We start from the raw sequence: 24,999 nt of genomic DNA, 5'->3' as shown, positions 1-24,999 counted from the left end.
ATAAATAAAAATACCATAAACTAAGCCATTTTAAACCTAGTTCATGGTATATTTTATCATTATTTTAATTTAATTTCTTTAACCTTATCCTTGTTGACTTTTAATTCTATATTATCTCCAGATTTTATAAATGGAAGCTCATCTCCTAAAGAGATTTCTAATTTATATATTTTTCCATTTACTTTTGTATAATATACAGTATTTCCATTTTTTACCACATCTCTTATATCTTCAACCTTCCCCTGAATTACGGTTGGTTTTAGATTTGGATCATTTGTTTCAATTAATTCATTTGATTTCGCAAATGATTCAAATAATGTAGATAAGCTTTTTTCTGTATATACATTTTGATAATCTTGTGCATCTACTAAGCTATAAGCCTTTATTAGACCTGCATCATCTTTCAAAGATAAAATATAATATGGTTTTTTATTTATCTTTAAAAGCAACGGAAAAGTAGGTGAATAATTTTTTTCTTGTATGCTACCTTTTGCACTTTCCATAGCAGAACTTTCATTTGCCACTGGTATACTATAAAATACTGCACTTTTTGTTCTCAGATTTACTAGATTAAAGCCCAAACTTGATGAATCTTTATTTACGGATGTTGTACCTGTATAATAATATACATCATCATTTATAGCCAAATAGTTATATCCATCCGTTGGAGTTGTCACACCTCTTTTTGTAAATATAGAATTTAAAAATCCAGATTTAAATTTACCATAATTTACTAGTTGCTCAGTAATCATTTCAGCTGAATAAACTCTGTCTACCCATTTAGGAATCTCTTTTAATTCATACATTTTACTATGTCCAGAATTTGCATCTGTTATAACTATTCCATCAACATCTTGACCGCTAAATATTATTCTATTTTTTATTATAGGAGTAATATAATATGGTTTATCCTCATCATCAATCTCCAAATGCGATTTATCTAATATCTTAGTTGGATATTGGAATCGTACATGTCTTGTAATATTTCTATTAAACATATCTGCATTACTGTACTTTATTGGTTTATCTAATTTTATTAGTTCAGCTTTTCCATTTGTCATATTGATTTTTACATAGTAGCTAATTCCGTCACCATGATTTGTAAGCCATTTAATAAAACCTGCATATTTCAATTGAGATACTCTATAAGGTATATTTTTTATATTTATTTGAGTGTAATCGTCTTCAATTTCGTACTGAGACACCAAATTTGTCAATTCACCTAGTTTTTTATCTCCCACTCTTTCAGCACTAGTCTTGTCCAATAAGGGTATATCTGTTGTTGAATCCAGCTTAAAGTCATCAGCAAAAGACTTTTTGTCTATTTTAATCATATTTGAATATCTTTTAGCGTGAAATATAGGTGAACTAAAAGCTAAAGCTAATAGTGTAAGCATAATTAGAAAAATAGGTAATTTGATTATTTTCCAATTTCCTTTTTTGGAAGCTATGATAAAACTCACAAAAAATATAGTAATAGCCAAGTATAAACAGAACTTAAAAGAGTTGAATGTCATAGCTGGCAATGCTATATAATAAGCAATAAACAATGCTAATATTATTACTATTATAAGTGGAATCCATGAAATTTTTACATTTTTATCAAATTTTAATCTATCCATTATAGATTTTGCTTTTCCTATTTTTATTTCTTTGTTATTTTGATTTTTGAACTTGTTTAACATTTTAATAAGCTCCTTAATTATTACTTATTCGTTATTTTAAAACTACATTTTCTGGATTAATTATTTTACATAATTCATCCTTTAATCTATCATCAGCAATTATACCTAGGTTTGATAGCTGATATACTTTTTTATTTCCATTTTTATTTTCATCAATTGGAAACATATTCAATATATCTGACCCTTGATGTTTTCTACATATATTAGTTATGACATCTATCAATTCTTGATTTTTCATAGAGTCTATCCTAATAAATATTTTTTTGCCAGTTCCTGTCATGGTTTTATAAGATTTTTTCTTATTATAATTTGAATTAAATTCACTTTCATCTTCTATATCTTTAATTTCACTGGCAATTATGCTTACATCTTCATCTCCTCTGATACTTATCTTTCCCTTTACAAATACTATTGAATCCTCTTTTAAAAATAATTGGTATTCTTTGTAAGTATTTGGAAATACTACTACATCCAATGTCCCAAACATATCTTCAAGAGTCAGAAAGGCCATTAAATCTCCATTTTTTGTAGTCATCATTCTTTTTGCTACAATCATTCCTCCAATAATATGTTCTTTATCATTTAACTCTTGCAGTCTTTGTGGATCTTCTCTATATTCATTAAGCTTACCATTATCTATTGAAGTTCTTTTTTCTATAGTATCTTCATAATCTGAAAGGGGATGACCCGAAACATAAATTCCCATAACTTCTTTTTCCATATCTAAAAGAACTCTATGCTTGAATTCGTCCACAGGCTTTAACTTTGCTGTCTCAAGTACCACTTCTTCTTCAATATCTGAATTAAAATCAAATAAAGATATCTGTCCATCAATGTTTTTCTTCTTATCTTTAGATACGCTTTCCAATACATCTTCAAACCCAAACATCAAAGTAGACCTATTATATCCTAATAAATCAAAAGCTCCACATTTTATCAGACTCTCAATTACTCTTTTGTTGGTAGCCTTTCCATCAAGCCTCTTTATCATATCTATAAATTCTGTAAACTCACCATTTTCTTCTCTTTCTTTTACAATATCATCTATTACACTGGCACCTACATTCTTTACAGCAGCAAGTCCGAATCTAATATCATTTCCATCTACAGAAAATTTTGCGAATGATTTATTTACATCAGGAGGAAGGACATTTATACCTAAGTTATTACATTCTCTAATATATTCAACTACCTTGTCTGTCACGCCCATAATAGAAGTCATTAATGCTGCCATAAATTCTACTGGATAATAAGTTTTCAAATATGCTGTTTCATAGGCAAGTACACCATATGCAGCTGCATGAGATTTATTAAAGGCATACTTTGCAAAATCAATCATTTCATCAAATATCTGATTTGCTACGTCTTCAGGTACGCCATTTCTTATACACCCTGCTATTTCTATATTACCTTCTTCATCATATTTTCCATGAATAAAGTACTGTCTTTCTTCTTCCATTACATCCATCTTTTTCTTACTCATGGCTCTTCTAACAAGGTCACTACGTCCAAAGCTGTATCCACCTAATTCCCTAACTACCTGCATTACCTGTTCTTGGTATACTAGACAACCATATGTAACATCAAGTATAGGTCTAAGCTTTTCATGTAAATACGTAACTTCTTGAGGATCTGATTTACATTTAATATAAGTTGGAATTGAATCCATTGGGCCTGGTCTAAATAGTGATATTCCGGCTACTATATCTTCAAAGCTACTAGGTTTTAATTGTTTCATAAAGTTTCTCATTCCAGCACTTTCAAGCTGAAACACACCTAAAGTATTTCCTGAAGCTAGCATCTCATACACTTTTGGATCATTATATTCCATTTTTGAAAAATCTATATGTTCTGTATAATTTTTCTTTTCTCGATTTAGTTCAATTAAGTCCAGCGCATCACGTATTACCGTTAATGTCCTAAGACCCAAAAAGTCCATTTTTAATAATCCTAACTCCTCTAATGTAGTCATTGTAAACTGAGTAGTTATAGAGTCTTGATTTCTATAAAGTGGCACATAGTCATATACTGGATTTTTGGATATTACAACTCCTGCAGCATGAGTAGATGCGTGTCTTACCATACCCTCTACATCTTTTGAAATATCTATTATCTCCTTTGTTTCTTGGTCATTTTCATACATTTGACCTAAATTAGGATTTACATCAAAAGCTTTATCTATAGTCATTCCAAGAGCAAATGGTATTTCTTTTGCTATTGAATCCACTTTGTTATAAGCTACATCCAATACTCTACCAACGTCTCTAATAGCAAGTTTTGCACCCATTGTACCGAATGTGATAATTTGAGCAACATGGTCTGCTCCATATTTTCTTTTGACATATTCTATTACTTCTTCACGCCTTTCGTAGCAAAAATCTATATCTATATCAGGCATTGTTACTCTCTCAGGATTTAGAAATCTCTCGAATAGTAGATTATATTTAATAGGATCTATATCTGTAATATATAGTGTATAAGCCACTATAGAACCAGCTGCTGACCCTCTACCAGGTCCTACCATTATTCTGTTGTTTTTAGCATACCTTATAAAGTCCCACACTATAAGAAAATATTCTATATAACCCATATTAGCTATCACAGATATTTCAAATTCCAGCCTATCAAGTATTTCTTGGCTAGGATTTGCGTATCTGTCATATAGACCTTTGTTACATAACTCTCTAAGATATGATTCTTCTGTATGACCTCCAGGAACATCAAAGGTAGGTATATGATAATTATTAAAATCAAACTCTACATTACACCTTTGCGAAATTTTTAAGGTATTGTCTATTGCCTCAGGAGCAAATTTAAATAAGGATTCCATCTCTTCTCTAGATTTAATATAAAATTCATCATTTGGAAATTTCATTCTAGAAGGATCGTCCATTATCCTTTGAGTTGAAATACACATTAAAACATCCTGTGTCTTTGAATCTTCTTTGTATACATAATGAGCATCATTAGTTGCCACCATAGGTATTGATAACTCTTTTGAAATCTTCAATATTCCCGCATTTACTTCCTTATCTTCTGCTAATTTATGATCTTGAACTTCCAAAAAGAAATTATTTTTACCAAAAATATCTCTATATTCTGCAGCTACATTTTTTGCTAAATCATAATTCCTAGCCAGTAATGCCTTTGCTACTTCACCATTTAAACATGCAGATAAACATATTATTCCCTTTGAGTATTTTTTAAGCAATTTTTTATCTGTTCTAGGTTTGTAATAAAAACCGTCTACATATGAATCCGATACAATCTTTATCAAATTTTTGTATCCTTCCATATTTTCTGCGAGTAAAATAAGATGTGATGAGTACTTATCAATATTAGGGTCTTTATCTTCCATTCCTCGACTAGCAACATAAACCTCACAGCCTATTATAGGTTTTATATCAGCTTTTTTGCACTTTTTGTAAAAGTCAATTATACCAAACATGGATCCATGATCAGTAATAGCGCATGAAGTCATTCCCAATTCCTTTATTCTAGGTATTAATTTATCCAACCTAGAAAATCCATCCAATAGGCTATACTCTGTATGAACATGGAGATGGCAGAAATCTGTATTGATAGATTTTTTTTCTTTATCTTCTATAATATTTTCAGACATATCTATACTAACCTCCTTCAAAAATAGCTGATGCAAAGCATCAGCCTAAAATAAATCTTCTGGGGATATCCTATCTCTATATTTTTCAGCTATCTCCTCTATTTTCTTAAATCTGTGATTTACACCCGATTTACCTAGTGGAGGATGAAGCATTTCACCCAACTCTTTTAGGCTCATATCTTCATTTTCCAATCTCAAAAGGGCTAGTTCTTGTAAATTTTTTGGAAGTTTGCTAATACCTATTGTATTTTGAACAATCAATATACTTTCAACCTGTCTAACAGCTGCATCAACTGTTTTAGAAAGATTTGCAGTCTCACAATTTACAATTCTGTTCACTTTATTTCTCATATCTTTTGTTATTTTAGTGTTTTGCAACTTCAGCATAGCATTTGTTGCACCCATTATAGCCAAAAGATCGGATATTTGTTCGCTCTCTTTTAAATATACTACAAAATTACTTTTTCTAGCAACTATTTTACTTTTAAATCCTATAGAATTTATTAGTTGTGAAAGCTCGTTAGCATAGTCTTCATTATTTGCAACAAATTCCATATGATAATTTTTTTCTGGATCATTAATTGAACCTCCACCCAAAAAAGCTCCTCTTAAGTATGCATTAGCTTCCCCAGGTTCATTTACTATTTTCATAGCAATATCATTTCTAGTAAAAAAACTTCTTTCATTTTCTATAATTCCTAAATCAACTAAAAGTTTTGCTGCTCCCATTTGTGCACTTACTGTCAGTATATAAGAATTATTTTTCTTTAACATTTGATTTTTATTTACGGTGATAGTTGTATTTATATTGAAGTCATTTTTTAATATTTTAAAAACTTTTCTCGCAATAGAGTTTAGTTCTGTAGAAATTTTTAGGCCTATTTCCATTTTACCACTTAGGTTTATACTACCAGACAATCTTACAATTGCTGATAATTCTGCAATATTCTCTCTATGATTTGAAGATTCATGTCTTGCCATTTCATTCTTTGCTTCAGTCGAAAATGACATTTAATTTTTGCCTCTTCTTTTTTTTATTTCTTCTAAAGCTACTTTTATTATTTCCTTTTCATCATCATAGCGAGCCATATCTAATACTCTTCCTATATGAACAAATTTTGCCTCTACAAAACCTTCTTCTCTTTGAGGAGTCGTTTCCATACTTTTTGTGTCCATTAAATACCAATATACCATTTTATGAACACACTTATTTTCGTTCCAATTCTCCTTGTAAGTATAGTGTATTTCTCCTAAATATTTATTTATTGAAGCCTTTACTCCACCTTCTTCTTTGACTTCGCGTAAGGCAGCTATTTCATGAGTTTCGCCAGCTTCAACTTTTCCCTTCGGTAAAACCCAATCACCATTATATTTTTTTAAAAGCAAGATTGCGTTTCCAAATACCACAACTCCTCCTGCGCTTATCTCTTCTCTCATACTATCACTCCTTAAAAATCACCTAAATACTCTACTGCTTTATATTGCTAACTATTTCGACTACAGTATCTGATAAAAGATCTGAGTCATGCCTTATATATCCATTTTTAATTTCAATAAGTCTCTTCTCCACAACTCTTATACCAAGATTATGAAGCTCTTCTCTCTGTCTTTGATCTAATATTATTAACTCTGCACCATCTTTGAAATATCTATCCAATATTACCTGTGGAAGATTTTCATTATTTACTATTACATAGTCAATAAATTGCATACCCGTATGATCAATCAGACATTTTATATGATCAAGTACGTTCATACCATCACTTTCTCCAGGCTGTGTCATAATATTACACATGTAAACTACTGGTGCACTAGCAGTAGATAGGGCGTCAACAACTCCATCAACTAATAAATTGGGAAGGATACTTGTATATATACTACCCGGTCCAATTACTATTATATCCGCATTTTTAATTGAATCTATTACTTCAGGCAAAGGTCTAACATCAATTTTATCAAGCTTAATTGATTTAATTTTAGTATTTTGTCTTCTGGCTTCATGTGGTATTATAGATTCCCCTATGATTGTATTACCATTTTCTAATTCAGCTATAAGGTTGATATCATCTAAAGTTACAGGCAAAACTTTACCAGTAATTGCGAAAACTTGACTCATCTTATAAACAGCATTTTCAAAATTCCCATAAATACCTGTCATAGCAGCAATAAATAGGTTTCCAAAATTTTGCCCCTTTAATGCTCCATCAGTAAATCTATATTGCATTACTTCATTCATAGTAGGCTCTATATTAGCAAGTGCAAGTACACAGTTTCTAATATCTCCTGGAGGTAACATTCCTAAATCATCTCTAAGAGCACCAGAACTTCCCCCATCATCTGCAACTGTGACCACTGCTGTTATTTCTTTAGTCTTGTGCTTAATACCTCTAAGAAAAACTGACTGACCAGTACCACCGCCAACTACAACTACTTTATAATCTTTTTTCTTATTTTCGAAATTCTGTATTGTTTGTTCATTTACTTCAATGGCTTTTCTATATAAATTAGAGAACCTATATAAAATATATAGCGATATCAAAAAAGCCAAGATTGAAAAAAAAGATAGAACAAATAACATCATTTCTACATTAGTCAATGTCCTCATATATATTCTCCTAATCCAGCTTTGAATCTCTATGTTTCTTTACTGCCCTGTATCCTAAATTATCTATATGATCAAATAATTTATTAGTTATAGTTACTGACCTATGTCTTCCTCCTGTACATCCAATAGCTATTACAAGATGTTGTTTACCTTCATTAACATATTGAGGTAATAAGAAATCCATCATATCAAACAATTTCTCTAAAAAAATATGACTTATGTCTGAGTTCATTACATATTCTTGAACATCTAGACTATCCCCTGTCTTGGGTCTTAAATCCACATTATAATATGGGTTCGGTAAAAATCTAACATCAATAACAATATCTGCATCCTCTGGTATACCATATTTAAAACCAAAAGATAATACCGATATTGTTATATTAGGACTTTCAAATCCGTCTCCATCATCATACATAGTAGCTATTTCTGCTTTTAAATCCTTTGGCTTCATGTTAGTTGTATCTATAATCATCTTGGAATACTTTTTTAAAGGTTCCATTATCTTTCTTTCTTCTAAAATACCATCTGAAATTTGGCTATTTGCTGCCAATGGATGGTTTCTTCTAGTCATCTTATATCTTTTTATTAGTACACTGTCATCACAGTCTAAATATAACATATCATATTTATAATTCGCATCTGACAATTGTTCTAATGCAAAGTTTAGTGTTTCAAAAAATTCTCTACCTCTAATATCTATACCTAAAGCAACCTTATCCATCTTAGAATTTGCTTGGAAAAATAATTCAGCAAAGTTAACTATAAGAGCTGGAGGTAGGTTGTCTACACAATAAAAGCCTATATCTTCTAAAGCTTTCATAGCTTCACTCTTACCCGAGCCAGATAAGCCAGTCACTATTACAAATTTCATTTTCACTCCTCCAAACTTATATATAATCTATATTAAAATAACTATTTTTTTACGTTCACTACTTTATTCCAATCTAGCCCCGATTCTTCGATAATCTTGTAGGCTAAATCAAAGTTTCCTATTTTTCTAGGACTATGTGCATCTGAACCAATGTAAAAATTAATATCCATATGCTTGATTTTTTTTATCATTTCAGCACTTAGCCTATCATGGTATCCATTTATTTCCAAGCCAGTACCTGTTTGCTCAGCTACTTTGGCAATTTCCATAATATCTACTCTTCCCTTATCTCCAGGATGGCTAATATATAAAATCTTATTTTTTTTCATAGCATTTACAATGCACTTAGTATTATACTTTCTTGAGAAAACTCCTCCAAAAATATAATTATCCATAGTGTGAAGTAATCCTTTTAGACCTTTAATTTTGGTACCGAAGTGATAGCCAGCAAGTATATAGTCAAATTTATCTATGTACTCTTTCTTCATATCGATATTCCCCTTATCATCCAAAATATTACATTCCATTCCCATCAATATATTAATTTGTGGATATTTTTCCCTAAATTCTTGTATCATATTATATTCAATTTCAAAGTTTTTATTCGATAATCCATATGTATAGTGGTCAAACCCATGCTCTGAAATTCCTATTGTTTCTATTCCTTTTTCAATAGCTGATATAATATTCTCTTCTATTGTTCCTTTTGCGTGTCTTCTTGTATCTTTTTTCCCACACGAAAAGATCGTATGTGTATGATAATCAGCAATAATTTTCATTTTATTACCTCTTATTATCTTCTTCACCTAGGATCTTAACTTCTTCTTCAAGTTTCACACCGTGCTTTTCATATACAGTCAGTTTTATATGCTCTATTAGACCTATTATATCTCCTGCACTTGCATCCTTATAATTTATTACAAAACCTGAATGTTTTTCAGAAACTTGTGCTCCCCCATACGAATATCCTTTTAAATCAGAATCCTGTATTAATTTACCTGCATAATACCCTGTAGGCCTCTTAAATGTACTTCCTGCACTTGGGTATTCTAATGGTTGTTTTGTTCTTCTTCTATTAGTAAGATCGTCCATTTTTTCTTTTATCTTATTATAATCCCCATTTTCTAGCTGTATTTTAGCCGAAATAGCAATCAATCTTTCATCAGTTAATAAACTATGTCTATATCCAAATCTCATGTCTTCATTTGAGTATTCTTTTACATTGCCATGCATATCCATTAGTCGAACTGACTTTACTACATGCTTCATTTCTCCATCATATGCACCTGCATTCATAGCTAGTGCCCCACCTAACGTTCCTGGTATACCTGATGCAAATTCAAAACCTGTAAGACAGTGACCCATAGCTTCTTTACCTATTACAGATAAAAGTGCTCCAGACTGTACTTCTATTACATCTTCCTGAAAATTAAAATCACTGAAGTTATCAGATAGCTCAATTACTAATCCTCTAAATCCACCATCTTTTATTAAAATATTTGATCCATTACCTTTTACTATAAATGGTATTTCATTTTTTGTTGTATATATCAATAAGTTTTTGATTTCTTCTTCAGTCGTTGGTCTAACTAAAATATCTGCTGGGCCTCCAACTTTAAAGGAAATATGCTTATGCATTGGTTCGTTTACTAGAATCTTTTCTTCATCTAGAATTTCTCTTAATCTTTCATATACTTCTAGTTTATCCATACTTTCCTCCTACTATTTATAAATGTACCACCTTATATAATAACCAAAAAAACAGAAAATAACAATACTTTTACTCATTATAATACATTTTTTTACTATTTGAATTTACAATGAAAATAATTATAATGTTTTTGATTGTTTATTATTTTTTTCTTCATTCTTTTTTATAACCGATGTTAATTTATCTGAGAATTCTAGTGCGGCATCATCTCCCATTTCTCTTTGTCTAAAATTCATAGCAGCTACTTCTAAGACCATTGCAGTATTTCTACCTGGTTTTACTGGTATAGTAATTTTATCTATGCTTTCTCCTAAAATTTCTTCTTTGTCTCTATCAAGTCCCAAGCGGTCGTAAAATTTATCTGGATTCCAATTTTCAAGATAAACTACTATATCAATTTTCTTTTTTAATTTTACAGCTCTTGCTCCGTATAAATTTTTTATATCTATTATACCTACTCCTCTAATCTCAAGATAATGTCTTAAAATCTCAGGAGCAGTTCCAAGAAGAAATCCATCATCTAATTTTTTTATTTCTACAGCATCATCTGCTACTAATCTATTTCCTGATTGTACTAGCTCTAAGGCTGTTTCAGACTTTCCTATACTACTTTCACCTTTTATCAACACACCTACACCGTTCACGTCTACTAAAACACCATGTACAGTTTCTGTTGGAGCCATCCTATCTTCCAAATATGTAGATAGATTATTCATGAATTTTGTGGTTAATTTATCAGTTGAACAAACTATAGTATTATATTTTTTTGCATAATAGAAAAAATCTTCTCTTAGTTCCATACCCCTTGTTACTACTACTATAGGTAAATCATATGAAAATAATTTTTCTAATGTTTTTTTTCTATGCTCTTCGCTAAACTCACCAAAAAAATTATATTCTGTTTTTCCTATTATTTGTATTCTCTCTGGTGTAAAATAGTCAAAATAACCAGCCAATTGTATACCTGGTCTATTTATTTCTCTATCATAAATAAAAGTATTTTCAGCCTTTCCTTTTGGAGCTATTATCACTTTTAAATTTAAATCGTCTATTAAATCTTTTACGCTTACTTTCATAAAATCACCTAACCCTTTTTACTGCACTAAGTACTTTTTCAGCAAGATTCTTAGTAATACCTTCTGTCTTTGAAATTTCCTCTACACTTGCCTTTGCAATATTCTCTATATGTCCAAATTTGTCTATCAATGCCTTTTTTTTCTTTGGTCCTATTCCTTCTACAGAATCCAAAATAGATTTTGTCATTTTATCATCTCTTAAACTTCTATGATATGATATTGCATATCTATGAACCTCTTCTTGTATTCCATATACAAATCTGAATAAACTGGAAGTTCTATCTAATTCAATTTCCTTTTCTAGATTGATTAAACCTTTTGTTCTATGTTTATCATCTTTATACATACCCCAAAGCTCTATATCAGAATTACCATTCATTTCCAAAACCTTTTTAATAGTCGAAACATGTCCTCTTCCACCATCTAATAAAATCAAATCAGGTAGTTTTCCGTGTTTTAGTCTTCTATCAATCACTTCTGCCATAGAAGAATAGTCGTCTGGACCTTCTACAGTCTTTATCTTAAATCTTCTATACTCTTTATGATCTTTTACTCCATTTGTATATACAACCATGGTACCAATTGAATCTACACCTTGAATATTAGATATATCATAAGCTTCTATTCTTTCTAGACTTTTCTCTATACCAAGTGCTTTTCTTAATTCCTCTAAAGCACCTATACTCTTTTCATATTTTTTCTTTTTAAGATCGTAGAATTTTTCTAAGTATTCATCTGCATTCTTTCTTACCATCATTACCAATGCTTTTTTATCTCCCTTTTGAGGAACTTTAATACTTACATTTGTACCTCTCTTAGAAGACAACATGTCATTTATAATTTCCATGTCGAAAAATTCTTCTTCTACTATAATTTCTCTAGGTATATATTCTTGTGACATATAAAATTGCTTTATAAATGATCCTAAAATATCATATCTATTATCATCCTTTACACTATCAAGCATAAATCTTTCTCTTCCAGATATTTTTCCATCTCGGATAAAAAATATTTGTACACATGCTTCTTCCCCAAAATTTGCCATAGCTATAACATCTTGATCAGAATCACTTTGCACTTTTGATATTTTTTGTTTTTGTAATACTTCAGCTAAGCTATTAATACTATCCCTATAGGCAGCGGCTTTTTCAAAATTCATATTAGCTGATGCCTCTAACATTTTTTCTTTATATATATTTATAAGATTTTCTCCTTTGCCTGATAAAAAAATCATAATTTCATCTATCATTTCCATATATTCTTTCTTATCAATTCTACCAGTGCAAGGTCCAACACATTTTTTAATGTGATAATTTAAACATGGTCTGGTTTTTGTTCTAATTGCTTTTTCAATATCTATATTACAAGTTCTGATTGGATACATATGTCTTATAATATCCAAAGTCTCATTTACAGCTGCTACATTGGTGTATGGTCCAAAGTATCTAGCCTTATCCTTTAATATTTTTCTTACCTTAAAAACTCTAGGAAATTCCTCATTTAAAGTTACTTTTATATAAGGATAAGTCTTATCATCTTTTAATAATATATTGTATTTCGGTTTATATTTTTTTATTAAATTACATTCCAATATCAATGCTTCAAGTTCTGAATCTGTCATGATATATTCAAAGCTATTGATGTTTTTTACCATCGTGACTACTTTTCTTGAATGATTTCTTGAAGACTGGAAATATTGCCTAACCCTGTTTTTTAGAGAAACCGCCTTACCGACATAGATTATATTTGAATACTTGTCTTTCATCAAATATACTCCTGGACTAGCTGGTAGCTCTTTTAAGTGTCTATCTATATCAAACATATTCTATATCCTCCAATACTTATATTATACTATATTTTGCCCATTCTTTCCTTACAAAATAAAAAGAGAACCTCTTTGGTCCTCTCAATACTTTATTATTTTTATTGCAATTAAACTATAAAACTTCTTGATTTGCTAATGCTTTTTCTTCATTTATTCTTATAGCATCTGCCTTAACGCTCTTATAATCCACTTTTATTCCTTCTTTTCTTCTTTCTTTTAACTCAGCCGCTGCTGTAAATAATACATCTGTTGATGAGTTAAGACCTGTTTCACATGAATCCTGAATAACACCTATGATAAAACCAACACCTACAACTTGCATTGCTAAATCATTAGGGATACCGAATAATGAACATGCTAGAGGTATAAGCAACAATGATCCTCCTGCCACTCCTGATGCACCGCAAGCAGAAATTGCTGCCAAGAAACTTAATATAATTGCTGTAGGAACATCTACTTTTATACCTAATGTATATGCTGCTGCCAAAGATAATACAGCTATAGTTACAGATGCGCCAGCCATATTTATGGTAGCACCTAAAGGTATAGATACTGAATATGTATCTTCATCTAAACCTAATTCTTCACATAGTTTCATATTTACTGGTATATTAGCTGCAGAACTTCTTGTGAAAAATGCATACAAACCACTATCTTTTAAAACCCTAAATACTAATGGATAAGGATTAGTTTTAATATTCAACCATACTATTAATGGATTTACTACAAGTGCTACGAAGAACATGCAACCTAGTAAAACTGCAAGTAAATATCCATAATTTGTAAATACACCAATTCCATTTTCAGATACTGTAGTAAATACTAAGCCCATAATACCAAATGGTGCACAATTGATTACCCATCTTACTGCTTGAGATACCGCTTCCGATATAGCATTTAATGTATCCTTAACTGTAATAGGTGCAGCCTTTAGTGCAAGACCAAATATTATAGCCCATGTTAATATACCAATGTAATTTGCATTTACCAAGGCATTAACCGGATTATCAACTAAATTCATTAAAAGAGCTTTTAATACCTCTTCTATACCCCCTGGTGCAGTAACATCACCTTTTGCCGCTTCTGCTAGTACAAGTTTTACTGGGAAGATAAAGCTTGCAATAACTGCTATAAGTGATGCCGAAAATGTGCCAATAAGGTACAATCCAATTATGCTCTTCATATTTGTCTTTTGCCCTTCTCTATGTTGAGCAAGAGCAGCCATAACTAAGAAAAATACAAGTATCGGTGCAACAGCTTTTAAAGCTCCTACAAACAATGCACCCAAGATACCTATTTCTTTTACTTGAGGAACAGTCATACCTAATATAATACCTATAATCATACCGATAATAATACGCTTAACAAGACTGATGCTATTCCACTTATTTAATAAGTTTCTCATTTCACCCCTCCTAAAAAAACTTGCAATAAAAATAACAAATAATAAACAACAACTAAAATACATATATTTTTTCATAAGAAAACATATATTATTTTTAGATGTAAAAATATTATACAACAAAACAGTGTTTATTACTAGAATTTTTTTATTGTTAAATTAATATAATTTTCAATGTTTAAATTTCAAAGAGCGAATTATTTTTAATTAATTATTCATTTTTCTTAATTTTCATTATAATATTATGTTATCGAATAATTTGCATAATAAAAAAATAATGATTAAGCTAAAACCTAATCATTATTTTTTAATATTTTTAGTTATTTTTTATAATAATATATTTTTTATTTTAATAATTTTTTTAAATATTGGCCCGTAAAGCTCTTCTTTACCTTTGTAATTTCTTTTGGAGTACCTATAGCAACAATCTGACCACCTAAAGTACCACCTTCTGGACCTAAATCAATTATATGATCTGCTGTCTTTATTACATCTAAATTATGCTCTATGACTACAATAGTATTTCCTGTGTCTGCTAATTTCTGTAATACATCAATCAACTTTCTAACATCTTCGGAATGAAGTCCTGTAGTTGGCTCATCTAATATATACATAGTCTTGCCAGTCGGTCTTTTACTTAGTTCAGTAGCAAGTTTGATTCTTTGAGCTTCTCCACCTGAAAGCTGAGTAGATGGCTGACCTAATTTAATATAAGACAAACCTACATCCATTAATGTATCTAATTTTCTCTTTATACTAGGTATATTTTCAAAGAATTTTACAGCTTCTTCTACATTCATATCCAGAACATCAGCAATATTTTTATCCTTGTATTTAACTTGTAGTGTTTCTCTATTATATCTTTCACCCTTACATACTTCACAAGGTACATATACATCTGGTAAAAAGAACATCTCAATCTTTAATATACCATCGCCCTTACAAGCTTCACATCTTCCGCCCTTAACATTGAAAGAAAATCTACCTTTGTTATAACCTCTAGCTTTGGCCTCATTTGTATTGGCAAATAAATCTCTGATTAAATCAAATACTCCTGTATAAGTTGCAGGATTTGACCTAGGAGTTCTACCTATTGGGCTTTGATCTATATTTATAACTTTATCAATATTCTCTATTCCTTCGATTTTTTTGTGTTTTCCAGGCTTATATCTTGATTTATTAATCTTATGTGTAAGGCCTTTATATAATATTTCATTAACCAAGGTTGATTTACCTGATCCTGATACTCCTGTCACACATGTGAATTTACCTAAAGGAAAATCTACATTAATATTTTTAAGATTATTTTCACTTGCTCCAATTATTTTTATGAAATTACCATTACCTTCTCTTAGTTCTTTTGGTGCTTCTATCGTTATTTCACCACTCAGATACTTACCAGTAATAGAGTCCGGATTTGCAACTATCTCATCTACTGTTCCTGCAGCTACTACTTGACCACCGTGTATACCAGCCCTAGGTCCAATATCTACTATGTAATCAGACGCTCTCATAGTATCTTCATCATGCTCTACTACTATAAGAGTATTCCCTAGATCTGTTAAGTCCCTTAGGGTTCCAATCAATTTGTCATTATCCCTTTGATGAAGTCCTATACTTGGCTCATCAAGTACATATAAAACTCCAGTAAGTGCTGAACCTATCTGAGTAGCCAATCTAATTCTCTGTGCCTCACCTCCAGAAAGCGTCCCTGCTTTTCTAGAAAGCGTAAGATACCCTAATCCGACATTATTTAGGAAATTAGCTCTTTCCCTTATTTCTTTTAGGACATCTTTTGCTATTTTAGTGTCTTTTTCACTTAATTCTAAGCTTTCAATAAATTTTATTAAATCTTCAACAGATAAGTCTGTCACTTCAATAATATCTTTTCCACCAACTTTTACAGCTAAGACTTCTTTCTTCAATCTTTTACCATTACAAGCTGAACATGGCTTTTCAGATAGATACTCTTCTAGCCTATCTCTCATTGCCTCTGAATGTGTTTCTTCGTATCTTCTCTTGATATTTACTGCCACACCTTCATAGTAATTCTTATATTCTTTCCATCCTCCAAATTTTGAATCAAATTTGAATTTTAGTAAAATATTTTCCTTCCCAAATAGTAGTTCATCTACAAAATCTTCTGGCAAATCTTCAAATGGTGTATCTATTGATACTCCAAAATGGTCCGCAAGCGATAAAATCATTTGTGTATAATAAGTGTTGTCATTTAAACCATTTGATGACCAGGCTGTAATAGCACCTTCTCTAAGAGATAAGGTCTTATCTGGCACTATTAAATCAATATCTATTTCCTTACTCTCACCTAATCCTTTACAAGTATCGCAAGCTCCAAAAGGTGCATTAAAGGAAAAAACTCTAGGAGATAACTCTTCAATACCTATTCCATGATCTGGACAAGCAAACTTTGTAGAGTACATAGTTTCATCACCATTTAAGTCTTCTATTATCACCAATCCATCAGATAATTTTACAGATGTTTCTACAGATTCAGCAAGTCTTGATTCAATATTATCTTTTACTATGATCCTATCAACTACAACTTCTATATTGTGTTTTTTATTTTTTTCCAACTTAATTTCATCATTGATATCGTAGTTTTCTCCGTCTATCCTAACTCTTACAAAGCCTTCTTTTCTTATATTATCCAGTACTTTTTTATGTGTTCCTTTTTGTCCTCTAACGATAGGAGAAAGTATCTGCAACTTTGTTCTAGCTTCATTTTCCATAATCTTATCTACAATCTCTTGTATAGTCATCTGACTGATTAGCTGACCACATACTGGACAATGCACCTGACCTACTCTAGCAAATAATAGTCTTAGGTAATCATAAATTTCGGTAACTGTACCTACTGTAGATCTCGGATTTTTTGAAGTTGTTTTTTGATCAATAGAAATAGCTGGTGATAATCCTTCTATTGATTCTACATTCGGCTTATTCATCTGACCCAAAAACTGTCTTGCATATGATGATAAACTCTCCACATACCTTCTTTGACCTTCTGCATATATTGTATCAAATGCCAACGAAGATTTACCTGAACCAGAAAGACCTGTAAAAACTATAAACTTATCCCTAGGTAAAGTTAGATCTATATTTTTTAAGTTGTTCTCTCTTGCCCCTTTTATCTTAATATATTCGTTCAATACTACCTCCAAATTATAAAACTATATCATCTATAGTAAACTTGGGAACATGATGTATTTCTTTTTCATCTCTATAATATTTTATATCTTCTCCCAATTTTATATCATCTGTCACTACTTCTTCTACAGGATATCCTATAGCTATAACCATTAAAATATTAATGGATTTATCCAAATTAAATTCCTCTTTTATATTCTTACCCCTAAATGCTTTGAACATACACACTGCCATACCTTTGTCTCTCGCTGCTAATGCAATGGTCTGTGCAGCTATACCCACATCTTCTCCCATGGCTTTAGCATATTTTTCGTCCTCTGCTATAACGATATATGCTCTTGGCCTTTCTCCTTCAATAGGGCCTGGCCACTCTTTTAGATACCCAGCCCAAGCAATATTTGCAAATACTTTTTCATTTCCTTCATCACTATTTACTACCAAAAATCTCAATGGCTGTTTATTTGCACCTGAAGCGGCAAATCTAGTAGTTTCCATAATATCCATTAAATCTTCTCTTTTTACTTCATTTGACTCATCAAATCTTCTACAAGTTCTGTTTTTTCTAACTAATTCATTAAATTTCATAAAAACCTCCATCTAAATCTACTTTAATTTTTTCTCTAGTTGTATAATCTTGTCTCTAATCTCTGCTGCCTTTTCAAATTCAAGTTTTTCTGCTGCATCCATCATTTCTGATTTTAGTATTATGAGTGCTGCTGCTATATCTTCTGGATCTTTAATCTTCTTAACCTTACTTAGATCATAGGACTCACCATCTTCAGCTATTAGAGTCGCTTTTATATTATCTCTAATCTCTTTTTTAATTGTTCTTGGAACTATTCCATGCTCTTCATTATATTCAATCTGTATAGAACGTCTTCTCTCAGTTTCATCTATAGCTCTTCTCATTGAATCGGTAATTCTATCTGCATACATTATTACTCTACCATTAGCATTTCTGGCAGCACGTCCAATAGTCTGAACTAATGATGTCTCAGAACGTAAAAAACCTTCCTTATCTGCATCCAATATAGCAATTAACGAAACTTCTGGTATATCTAACCCCTCTCTAAGCAAGTTTATACCTACTAAAACATCAAATTTCCCAAGTCTTAGATCTCTAATTATTTCAGTTCTTTCAAGAGTTACTATATCTGAATGTAGATATTTAACCTTTATTCCTACGTCTTCTAGATATCTAGTTAAATCCTCACTCATCTTTTTTGTAAGGGTTGTAATTAATACTCTTTCACCATTTTCTATAGTTTTATTTATTTCCACTAGTAAATCATCTATTTGATTTTCTACTGGTCTAACTTCAACTATAGGATCAAGTAAACCTGTAGGTCTTATTATCTGCTCTGCAAACACCTGTGAATGCTCCATTTCATATGAACCAGGAGTTGCTGTTGTAAATAATACCTGATTTAGATTTTCTTCAAACTCTTCAAAATTAAGGGGTCTATTGTCGTAGGCAGATTCAAGTCTAAAACCATTTTCTATCAGAGATTTTTTTCTTGATCTGTCACCACCATACATACCCCTAACCTGCGGTAATGTCACATGAGATTCATCTATTATCATCAAATAATCATCTGGGAAAAAATCCATTAAAGTGTATGGCTTTTCACCTTTTCTTCTTCCTGTAATATGTCTTGAATAGTTTTCTATCCCCTGACAAAATCCTATTTCTTTTAGCATTTCTATATCATAATTCGTTCTTTGATCTATTCTTTGTGCTTCCAACAACTTATCTTCAATTTTGAAGTCATTTACAGCTTTAGCTAATTCATCTTCTATACCAATTATAGCTTTAGCTATTCTCTCTGGAGTTGTTACATAGTGAGATGCTGGGAAAATCACAGCATGTGTTCTCTCACCAGTAATCTTTCCACTCACATAATCTATTTCTGTAATTCTATCTATCTCATCTCCAAAAAATTCAACTCTTATAGCTCTTTCATCATTGCTCGCAGGAAATATTTCTACAATATCTCCTCTAACTCTAAAAGTACCTCTGATAAAATTTATATCATTTCTTTCATATTGTATTTCTACTAATTTTTTTATTACTTCATCCCTATCTTTTAACATTCCTGGCCTAAGTGATAACATTAACTCTTTATAATCTTTGGGATCACCCAAACCATATATACATGAAACGGATGAAATTATAATTGTATCTCTTCTTTCCAATATAGCAGCAGTAGCAGAGTGCCTAAGCTTATCTATTTCATCATTAATACTAGCATCTTTTTCTATATAAGTATCACTATGAGCTACATATGCCTCTGGTTGATAATAATCATAATATGACACAAAATATTCAACCGCATTCTCTGGAAAGAACTCTTTAAATTCACTATAAAGCTGTGCTGCTAGTGTTTTGTTATGGGCCAAAATAAGTGTTGGTTTTTTTACATTTTTTATAATATTGGCCATAGCAAATGTCTTACCTGACCCTGTTACTCCCAGTAAAGTCTGAAATTTATTGCCATCTAATATTGATTTAGATATTTCTTCAATGGCCTGAGGCTGATCCCCAGTAGGTTGAAAATCCGAAACTAATTTAAATTCCATAGCAAACCTCTTTTTCTATAATATAATATTTATTATACATCAAAATTAGCAAACATGCGTTCACTTTTTTTATGTATACCCAATTTTTTTAAGCATCCAAAAATATTATAATATTTTTGGATGCTTCCACATGATAAATCAAAAAATTGCCTATAAACTAATTTTTTAGTTCACAGGCAATTTAAGTTTTTCATATTATTTTTACTATATTATCTATCTTTCTTTCTAAGTATCACTTATATATGCTTTTGTTTTTCCACATAATCAATCATATACTGTGCTTTCTTCTTTTTATCCTCATTTTCAAGTTGAAAATAATACTCTCTTTGATCTTTAGTTTTTATATATAAACTCTCTATTTTATCCTTACACTCTTTACAATTTTTTTGTGCAATTTCTATTTTATCTATAGTTGAAATTGGAGCTACTATCTTTTTTACTCTCTTTGGCAAGTCACCATGCAAACTCTTTCTACTATATTCGACATAAAAAGTATTTTCAGTTAAAAATATATAGTATAAATCTGGAACTGGACCAGAAAATTTATTATGACCTAAAAGGCAATGTGCCACCATATTGGTAGCCTGATTTGATAAATTTAACCTACATTTTGTTGAGAAACCAACTATTAATTTTTCACCATTATAAATTTCTTCCATATCAAATTCTCCCATCCGTATATATTTTCAGCTTATAATAATTTTATCATAGATTTACTGTTTGTATCAACTATTCTGTGGTATAATACAAATATTAAATTATTAAAGGAGGTATTATGCAAAGAAATACTAAATCATTTAAAAGTCAAGTAATGTTGTTGATAATATTTGGTTTAATCTTAGGTATTACATTAAATATTGATTTTGTACTTAAAAGATTTTCCGTCTTATTTGCAGTGTTAACGCCTATACTTATTGGTTGTATAACTGCCTTTGTACTAAATATTATTGTTACTCTCTTTGAAAAAAAATTATTTGATAAATCAAATAACAAAATTATCCAAAAAACAAAGAGAGGTTTATCTATATTATTAGCCTTTGTATCTATGGTACTTTTATCATATATATTACTAAATATAATTGTACCTCAGGTATCTAAATCACTATCAGTATTTATAAATCAATTGCCACATTTATTTGATGTCGTAAGAGGAGAGTTGCAAAAATACGCCAATGCTTATCCTTCTCTTCAAGAAAAATTGCAAAATGGAGATTTTGATACACAGGCAATAATACAAAAAATAGCAGGTACTATAACTTCTTGGGCTGGGGGAGTTTTGTCTATCTTAAATTCAATCTTTGGAATATTAGTAAATACAGTAATTGCTGTAATAATTGCAATCTATATTGTTAGTAGTAAAGAGAAACTAAGAGAACAGTTTGATAAACTTTTCAAAAAAATATTTACTATTAAAAGCAATAGAAAATTGTATTATATATTAGATCTGGCTAATGATACCTTTAGAGCTTTCTTTATAGGTCAGTTTATTGAAGCAATAATACTAGGATGTCTTTGTACTGCAGGAATGTTTTTATTTAAATTTCCTTACCCAGCAATGATTGGTTCATTTGTGGGAGTTACAGCACTAATACCGATGGTAGGTGCATATATTGGCTGTCTATTTGGTTTTTTAATGATTTTTCCAGTTAATCCATTTATGGCTTTTTTATTTATATTATTTATCATAGTATTACAACAAATAGAAGGTAATATAATATATCCTAAGGTAGTGGGTACATCTGTAGGTTTACCTGGATTATGGGTTTTAGTAGCCATTATTATCGGCGGTGGACTGTTTGGCGTAGTTGGTATATTATTGGGTGTACCCCTTATGGCAACACTTTATAAATTGATTAGAGATATAGTTAACGATAATGCTCATGAATTATTTGATAATAAAGTAACTACTAAAACAGATATAAAAATTGAAAGAGACATTACAAATATAAATACCGAAAGTAGTATTATAGAGATGGATTCCAAATAAAAGTAAATTTTATTCAAATAATTTTTATTTTTGAATAGAAATAACTAAACTTATCTATTCTATATTAACAATGCTGTTAGTAATAAAAATTCATTTTATTACTAACAGCATTGTTTTTATTTATAAAATTTAAAAACCATTCTCATGTTATTTATCTAAACTAAAAATGCTACTCCAATAACAGATAATATAGCTCCAAAAATTTCAACTCCATATATTTTTTCTTTATAATAGAATTTTAATAAGGGTAGTATTAATATAGGAGAAAGCGACATAAGAGTTGCTGCAATAGCAGATTGAGTATATTTTATGGCAAACATAGAGAATACTACTCCCATACTAGTGCCGATTATAGCATTACCAAAAAGAACTAATCTTCCATTATCTGTAAAGAAAATCTCTTTAACGTCAAACCAAGATTTAAATACAAAACATAAAATTATGATGCCGAATAATGCACCTATTAGTCTTAATTCAGTTGCCAGAAGAGGTGATATTTCAAGCATTCCCATCTTGCTAAGAACAACCCCTAATGCTTGGCCAACCGAAGCCAAAAAGGCAAAAATTAATCCCCTTAAATTGAATCTTATATTTTCTTCACTTTCAGTATTTTTACTACTATTAGCAATAACAATCATTATTCCACTTAATACTATAAACATACCAGCTATTTTTAGGATACTCAATCTTTCATTAAAAATAATTCTTCCCATAATAGCTGCCAATACAGGTGAAAACGAGAATATTAATAAAGTTGTCTTTGCACCTATTTTTACAAACGCAGACATTAAAAAACTATCTCCTAGGGTAAAACCAATTAATCCTGATAAAAATAAAAATACTATCCCTTTGGCACTTAGACCACTAGCTAAAGCTGTCCCCTCCAATAAAAATAATACTAATCCTATCAAAATAAAAGATACAATTTGTCTTGTAAAATTCATAGCTATTGCTGAATAATTTGAACCTTTTCTTTCACATATATTTCCACTCAAAGTCCAACACACTGATGCCATTATGGCAGTTATTTCTCCTATCAAAATATACGTCCTCTCTTAATAATATATGGTATTTTTTATATAATAAATATTATAATATTTATATACAAAAAATACTACATATTAATTATATAAATTCCAATCTTTGCAAAATAAAAGAGCTGGTAAATTTACCAACCCCTTTATTTATATGTATTTTTATGATTATTTATATTTTTTCATTAATTTTTCGAACACTTCAAGTGATTTTTCACACTTTTCAGTTTCAACACAATAAGATAATCTCATATGTGCTTTTGAACCAAATCCGGTTCCTGGAACAACTAACATATCATATTCCTTAGCTTTTTCAGAGAATTTCTCTGAATCTCCGTCTGGAGATTCTATGAATAAATAAAATGCACCAGCTGGCTTAGCTACATTATAGCCTAATTTAGTAAGTCCATCATAAAGTAAATCTCTATTTTTCTTATAAACTGTAAGGTCTGGCTCTACATTGACACATCTTTCAATTACTAACTGGAATAAAGTTGGAGCACAAACAAAACCTAAAGCTCTAGCTGCACCACCGCAAGCTGCTATTAACTGTTCATCATCAACATTATTAGGAACAAGTACGTAACCAATTCTTTCTCCTGGTAAAGAAAGTGACTTAGACCATGAGTAGCATACTACTGTGTTCTTGTACATATTTGGTATAAATGGTACTTCTAAACCATCTATTAGTACTAATTCTCTATATGGCTCATCAGCTATAATATATATTGGATGTCCATATTCTTTCTCCTTTTCAACTAATAGATCGCAAAGTTCTTGCATTTCTTCTTTAGTATAAACAACGCCTGATGGATTGTTAGGAGAATTAACTATTATTCCTCTTGTCTTTGGAGTTAAAGCTTCCTTAATTCCTTCAACATTTAATTGCATATCATCTTTACAAGGAACAAGTACTTGTTTTCCACCTTGAGCTGCTATAAACACAGTATATTCAGGGAAGAATGGAGCTAATACCATTATTTCGTCACCTGGTTCTGCTACTAAAGCCTTTATAGTTATGTTTAAAGAAGCTGCTGCGCCACAAGTCATAATAAAATTATCTTTTGAATAGTTAGTTCCATATCTTTTATTTAGATTCTCTGCTATTGCAGTTCTACAACCATCATGGCCAGCTCCAGAACTATAGCTATGGTATACTTTTGGTTCATAGTTTTTAATTATATCAACTATAGCATCCTGTACTTCTTTTGGTGCAGGAACAGACGGATTACCTAAACTAAAATCCAATACATTTTCTGCACCAACTATTGCAGCTCTCTGAGCTCCAAATCCTGCTAATTCTCTTATTACTGATTTAGATGTACCTAATTTTAACATTTCCTGAGAAATCATAAAATTTACCTCCTAAAGTATACTTATTGTTTTGTTAGGACCCAGTAAGGGTCCTAACATTATATTATTAAAATTTT

18 protein-coding genes are annotated in these 24,999 nt (G+C 30.5%); 1 reads left to right on the top strand and 17 read right to left on the bottom strand.

Features of this window, described 5'->3' with window-relative positions:
- Positions 1 to 59 precede the first annotated feature (59 nt).
- The 15 genes from O0R46_RS02575 to O0R46_RS02505 form a co-directional block, all read right to left on the bottom strand.
- The gene (locus O0R46_RS02575) at positions 60 to 1,685 is read right to left on the bottom strand and encodes a LysO family transporter (protein ID WP_269312030.1); all 1,626 of its coding nucleotides are present in this window, start codon (positions 1,683 to 1,685) and stop codon (positions 60 to 62) included.
- A gap of 31 nt (positions 1,686 to 1,716) precedes the next feature.
- Positions 1,717 to 5,307, bottom strand: coding sequence for a DNA polymerase III subunit alpha (locus O0R46_RS02570; protein ID WP_269312029.1), 3,591 nt, complete (start codon positions 5,305 to 5,307; stop codon positions 1,717 to 1,719).
- Between the two features lie 45 nt (positions 5,308 to 5,352).
- On the bottom strand, positions 5,353 to 6,318 hold the full coding sequence (gene whiA / locus O0R46_RS02565; RefSeq protein WP_269312028.1) for a DNA-binding protein WhiA: 966 nt from the start codon (positions 6,316 to 6,318) through the stop codon (positions 5,353 to 5,355).
- Positions 6,319 to 6,744, bottom strand: a complete 426-nt coding sequence (locus O0R46_RS02560) for an NUDIX hydrolase (RefSeq protein WP_269312027.1) — start codon at positions 6,742 to 6,744, stop codon at positions 6,319 to 6,321.
- 31 nt (positions 6,745 to 6,775) lie between these two features.
- Complete coding sequence (locus O0R46_RS02555) at positions 6,776 to 7,912, bottom strand: gluconeogenesis factor YvcK family protein (RefSeq protein WP_269312026.1); 1,137 nt, start codon at positions 7,910 to 7,912, stop codon at positions 6,776 to 6,778.
- Positions 7,913 to 7,922: 10 nt separating this feature from the next.
- Positions 7,923 to 8,786, bottom strand: coding sequence for an RNase adapter RapZ (gene rapZ / locus O0R46_RS02550; RefSeq protein ID WP_269312025.1), 864 nt, complete (start codon positions 8,784 to 8,786; stop codon positions 7,923 to 7,925).
- A gap of 41 nt (positions 8,787 to 8,827) precedes the next feature.
- Complete coding sequence (locus tag O0R46_RS02545) at positions 8,828 to 9,565, bottom strand: PHP domain-containing protein (protein ID WP_269312024.1); 738 nt, start codon at positions 9,563 to 9,565, stop codon at positions 8,828 to 8,830.
- 4 nt (positions 9,566 to 9,569) lie between these two features.
- Complete coding sequence (gene murB, locus O0R46_RS02540) at positions 9,570 to 10,496, bottom strand: UDP-N-acetylmuramate dehydrogenase (RefSeq protein WP_269312023.1); 927 nt, start codon at positions 10,494 to 10,496, stop codon at positions 9,570 to 9,572.
- Between the two features lie 120 nt (positions 10,497 to 10,616).
- Positions 10,617 to 11,573 (bottom strand): HPr(Ser) kinase/phosphatase, encoded by a 957-nt coding sequence (gene hprK, locus O0R46_RS02535; RefSeq protein ID WP_269312022.1) that lies wholly within the window; start codon positions 11,571 to 11,573, stop codon positions 10,617 to 10,619.
- A 4-nt stretch (positions 11,574 to 11,577) separates the two neighbouring features.
- Complete coding sequence (gene uvrC / locus O0R46_RS02530; protein WP_269312021.1) at positions 11,578 to 13,395, bottom strand: excinuclease ABC subunit UvrC; 1,818 nt, start codon at positions 13,393 to 13,395, stop codon at positions 11,578 to 11,580.
- Positions 13,396 to 13,510: 115 nt separating this feature from the next.
- Positions 13,511 to 14,803, bottom strand: coding sequence for a serine/threonine transporter SstT (sstT, locus tag O0R46_RS02525; RefSeq protein WP_269312020.1), 1,293 nt, complete (start codon positions 14,801 to 14,803; stop codon positions 13,511 to 13,513).
- Between the two features lie 341 nt (positions 14,804 to 15,144).
- Positions 15,145 to 17,970: an excinuclease ABC subunit UvrA gene (gene uvrA, locus O0R46_RS02520; protein ID WP_269312019.1), complete on the bottom strand. Its 2,826-nt coding sequence runs from the start codon at positions 17,968 to 17,970 to the stop codon at positions 15,145 to 15,147.
- A 13-nt stretch (positions 17,971 to 17,983) separates the two neighbouring features.
- Complete coding sequence (locus tag O0R46_RS02515) at positions 17,984 to 18,553, bottom strand: nitroreductase family protein (RefSeq protein ID WP_269312018.1); 570 nt, start codon at positions 18,551 to 18,553, stop codon at positions 17,984 to 17,986.
- A gap of 18 nt (positions 18,554 to 18,571) precedes the next feature.
- A complete protein-coding gene (gene uvrB / locus O0R46_RS02510) occupies positions 18,572 to 20,548 on the bottom strand; it encodes an excinuclease ABC subunit UvrB (RefSeq protein ID WP_269312017.1) in 1,977 nt (658 codons plus the stop codon).
- A gap of 236 nt (positions 20,549 to 20,784) precedes the next feature.
- Complete coding sequence (locus O0R46_RS02505) at positions 20,785 to 21,207, bottom strand: hypothetical protein (RefSeq protein WP_269312016.1); 423 nt, start codon at positions 21,205 to 21,207, stop codon at positions 20,785 to 20,787.
- Between the two features lie 116 nt (positions 21,208 to 21,323).
- Here O0R46_RS02505 and O0R46_RS02500 point away from each other — a divergent pair, with 116 nt between their 5' ends.
- The gene (locus O0R46_RS02500) at positions 21,324 to 22,535 is read left to right on the top strand and encodes an AI-2E family transporter (RefSeq protein WP_269312015.1); all 1,212 of its coding nucleotides are present in this window, start codon (positions 21,324 to 21,326) and stop codon (positions 22,533 to 22,535) included.
- Positions 22,536 to 22,690: 155 nt separating this feature from the next.
- Here the strand turns inward: O0R46_RS02500 and O0R46_RS02495 are convergent, their stop codons facing one another.
- Positions 22,691 to 23,575: a DMT family transporter gene (locus O0R46_RS02495; protein ID WP_269312014.1), complete on the bottom strand. Its 885-nt coding sequence runs from the start codon at positions 23,573 to 23,575 to the stop codon at positions 22,691 to 22,693.
- Positions 23,576 to 23,737: 162 nt separating this feature from the next.
- The gene (locus tag O0R46_RS02490) at positions 23,738 to 24,922 is read right to left on the bottom strand and encodes a pyridoxal phosphate-dependent aminotransferase (protein ID WP_269312013.1); all 1,185 of its coding nucleotides are present in this window, start codon (positions 24,920 to 24,922) and stop codon (positions 23,738 to 23,740) included.
- Positions 24,923 to 24,999: the final 77 nt, after the last annotated feature.

Source organism: Peptostreptococcus equinus, assembly GCF_027125355.1.
Lineage (GTDB): Bacteria > Bacillota > Clostridia > Peptostreptococcales > Peptostreptococcaceae > Peptostreptococcus > Peptostreptococcus equinus.
This window is presented reverse-complemented; position numbering and strand designations above follow the sequence as displayed.

Coding starts and splice junctions, on each gene's coding strand:
- O0R46_RS02555 (WP_269312026.1), bottom strand. CDS start 7,912: ATGAGGACATTGACTAATGTAGAAATGATGTTATTTGTTCTATCTTTT.
- O0R46_RS02575 (WP_269312030.1), bottom strand. CDS start 1,685: ATGTTAAACAAGTTCAAAAATCAAAATAACAAAGAAATAAAAATAGGA.
- O0R46_RS02560 (WP_269312027.1), bottom strand. CDS start 6,744: ATGAGAGAAGAGATAAGCGCAGGAGGAGTTGTGGTATTTGGAAACGCA.
- O0R46_RS02500 (WP_269312015.1), top strand. CDS start 21,324: ATGCAAAGAAATACTAAATCATTTAAAAGTCAAGTAATGTTGTTGATA.
- hprK (WP_269312022.1), bottom strand. CDS start 11,573: ATGAAAGTAAGCGTAAAAGATTTAATAGACGATTTAAATTTAAAAGTG.
- rapZ (WP_269312025.1), bottom strand. CDS start 8,786: ATGAAATTTGTAATAGTGACTGGCTTATCTGGCTCGGGTAAGAGTGAA.
- uvrB (WP_269312017.1), bottom strand. CDS start 20,548: ATGGAATTTAAATTAGTTTCGGATTTTCAACCTACTGGGGATCAGCCT.
- whiA (WP_269312028.1), bottom strand. CDS start 6,318: ATGTCATTTTCGACTGAAGCAAAGAATGAAATGGCAAGACATGAATCT.
- O0R46_RS02570 (WP_269312029.1), bottom strand. CDS start 5,307: ATGTCTGAAAATATTATAGAAGATAAAGAAAAAAAATCTATCAATACA.
- uvrC (WP_269312021.1), bottom strand. CDS start 13,395: ATGTTTGATATAGATAGACACTTAAAAGAGCTACCAGCTAGTCCAGGA.
- O0R46_RS02505 (WP_269312016.1), bottom strand. CDS start 21,207: ATGGAAGAAATTTATAATGGTGAAAAATTAATAGTTGGTTTCTCAACA.
- sstT (WP_269312020.1), bottom strand. CDS start 14,803: ATGAGAAACTTATTAAATAAGTGGAATAGCATCAGTCTTGTTAAGCGT.
- O0R46_RS02515 (WP_269312018.1), bottom strand. CDS start 18,553: ATGAAATTTAATGAATTAGTTAGAAAAAACAGAACTTGTAGAAGATTT.
- O0R46_RS02490 (WP_269312013.1), bottom strand. CDS start 24,922: ATGATTTCTCAGGAAATGTTAAAATTAGGTACATCTAAATCAGTAATA.
- murB (WP_269312023.1), bottom strand. CDS start 10,496: ATGGATAAACTAGAAGTATATGAAAGATTAAGAGAAATTCTAGATGAA.
- O0R46_RS02545 (WP_269312024.1), bottom strand. CDS start 9,565: ATGAAAATTATTGCTGATTATCATACACATACGATCTTTTCGTGTGGG.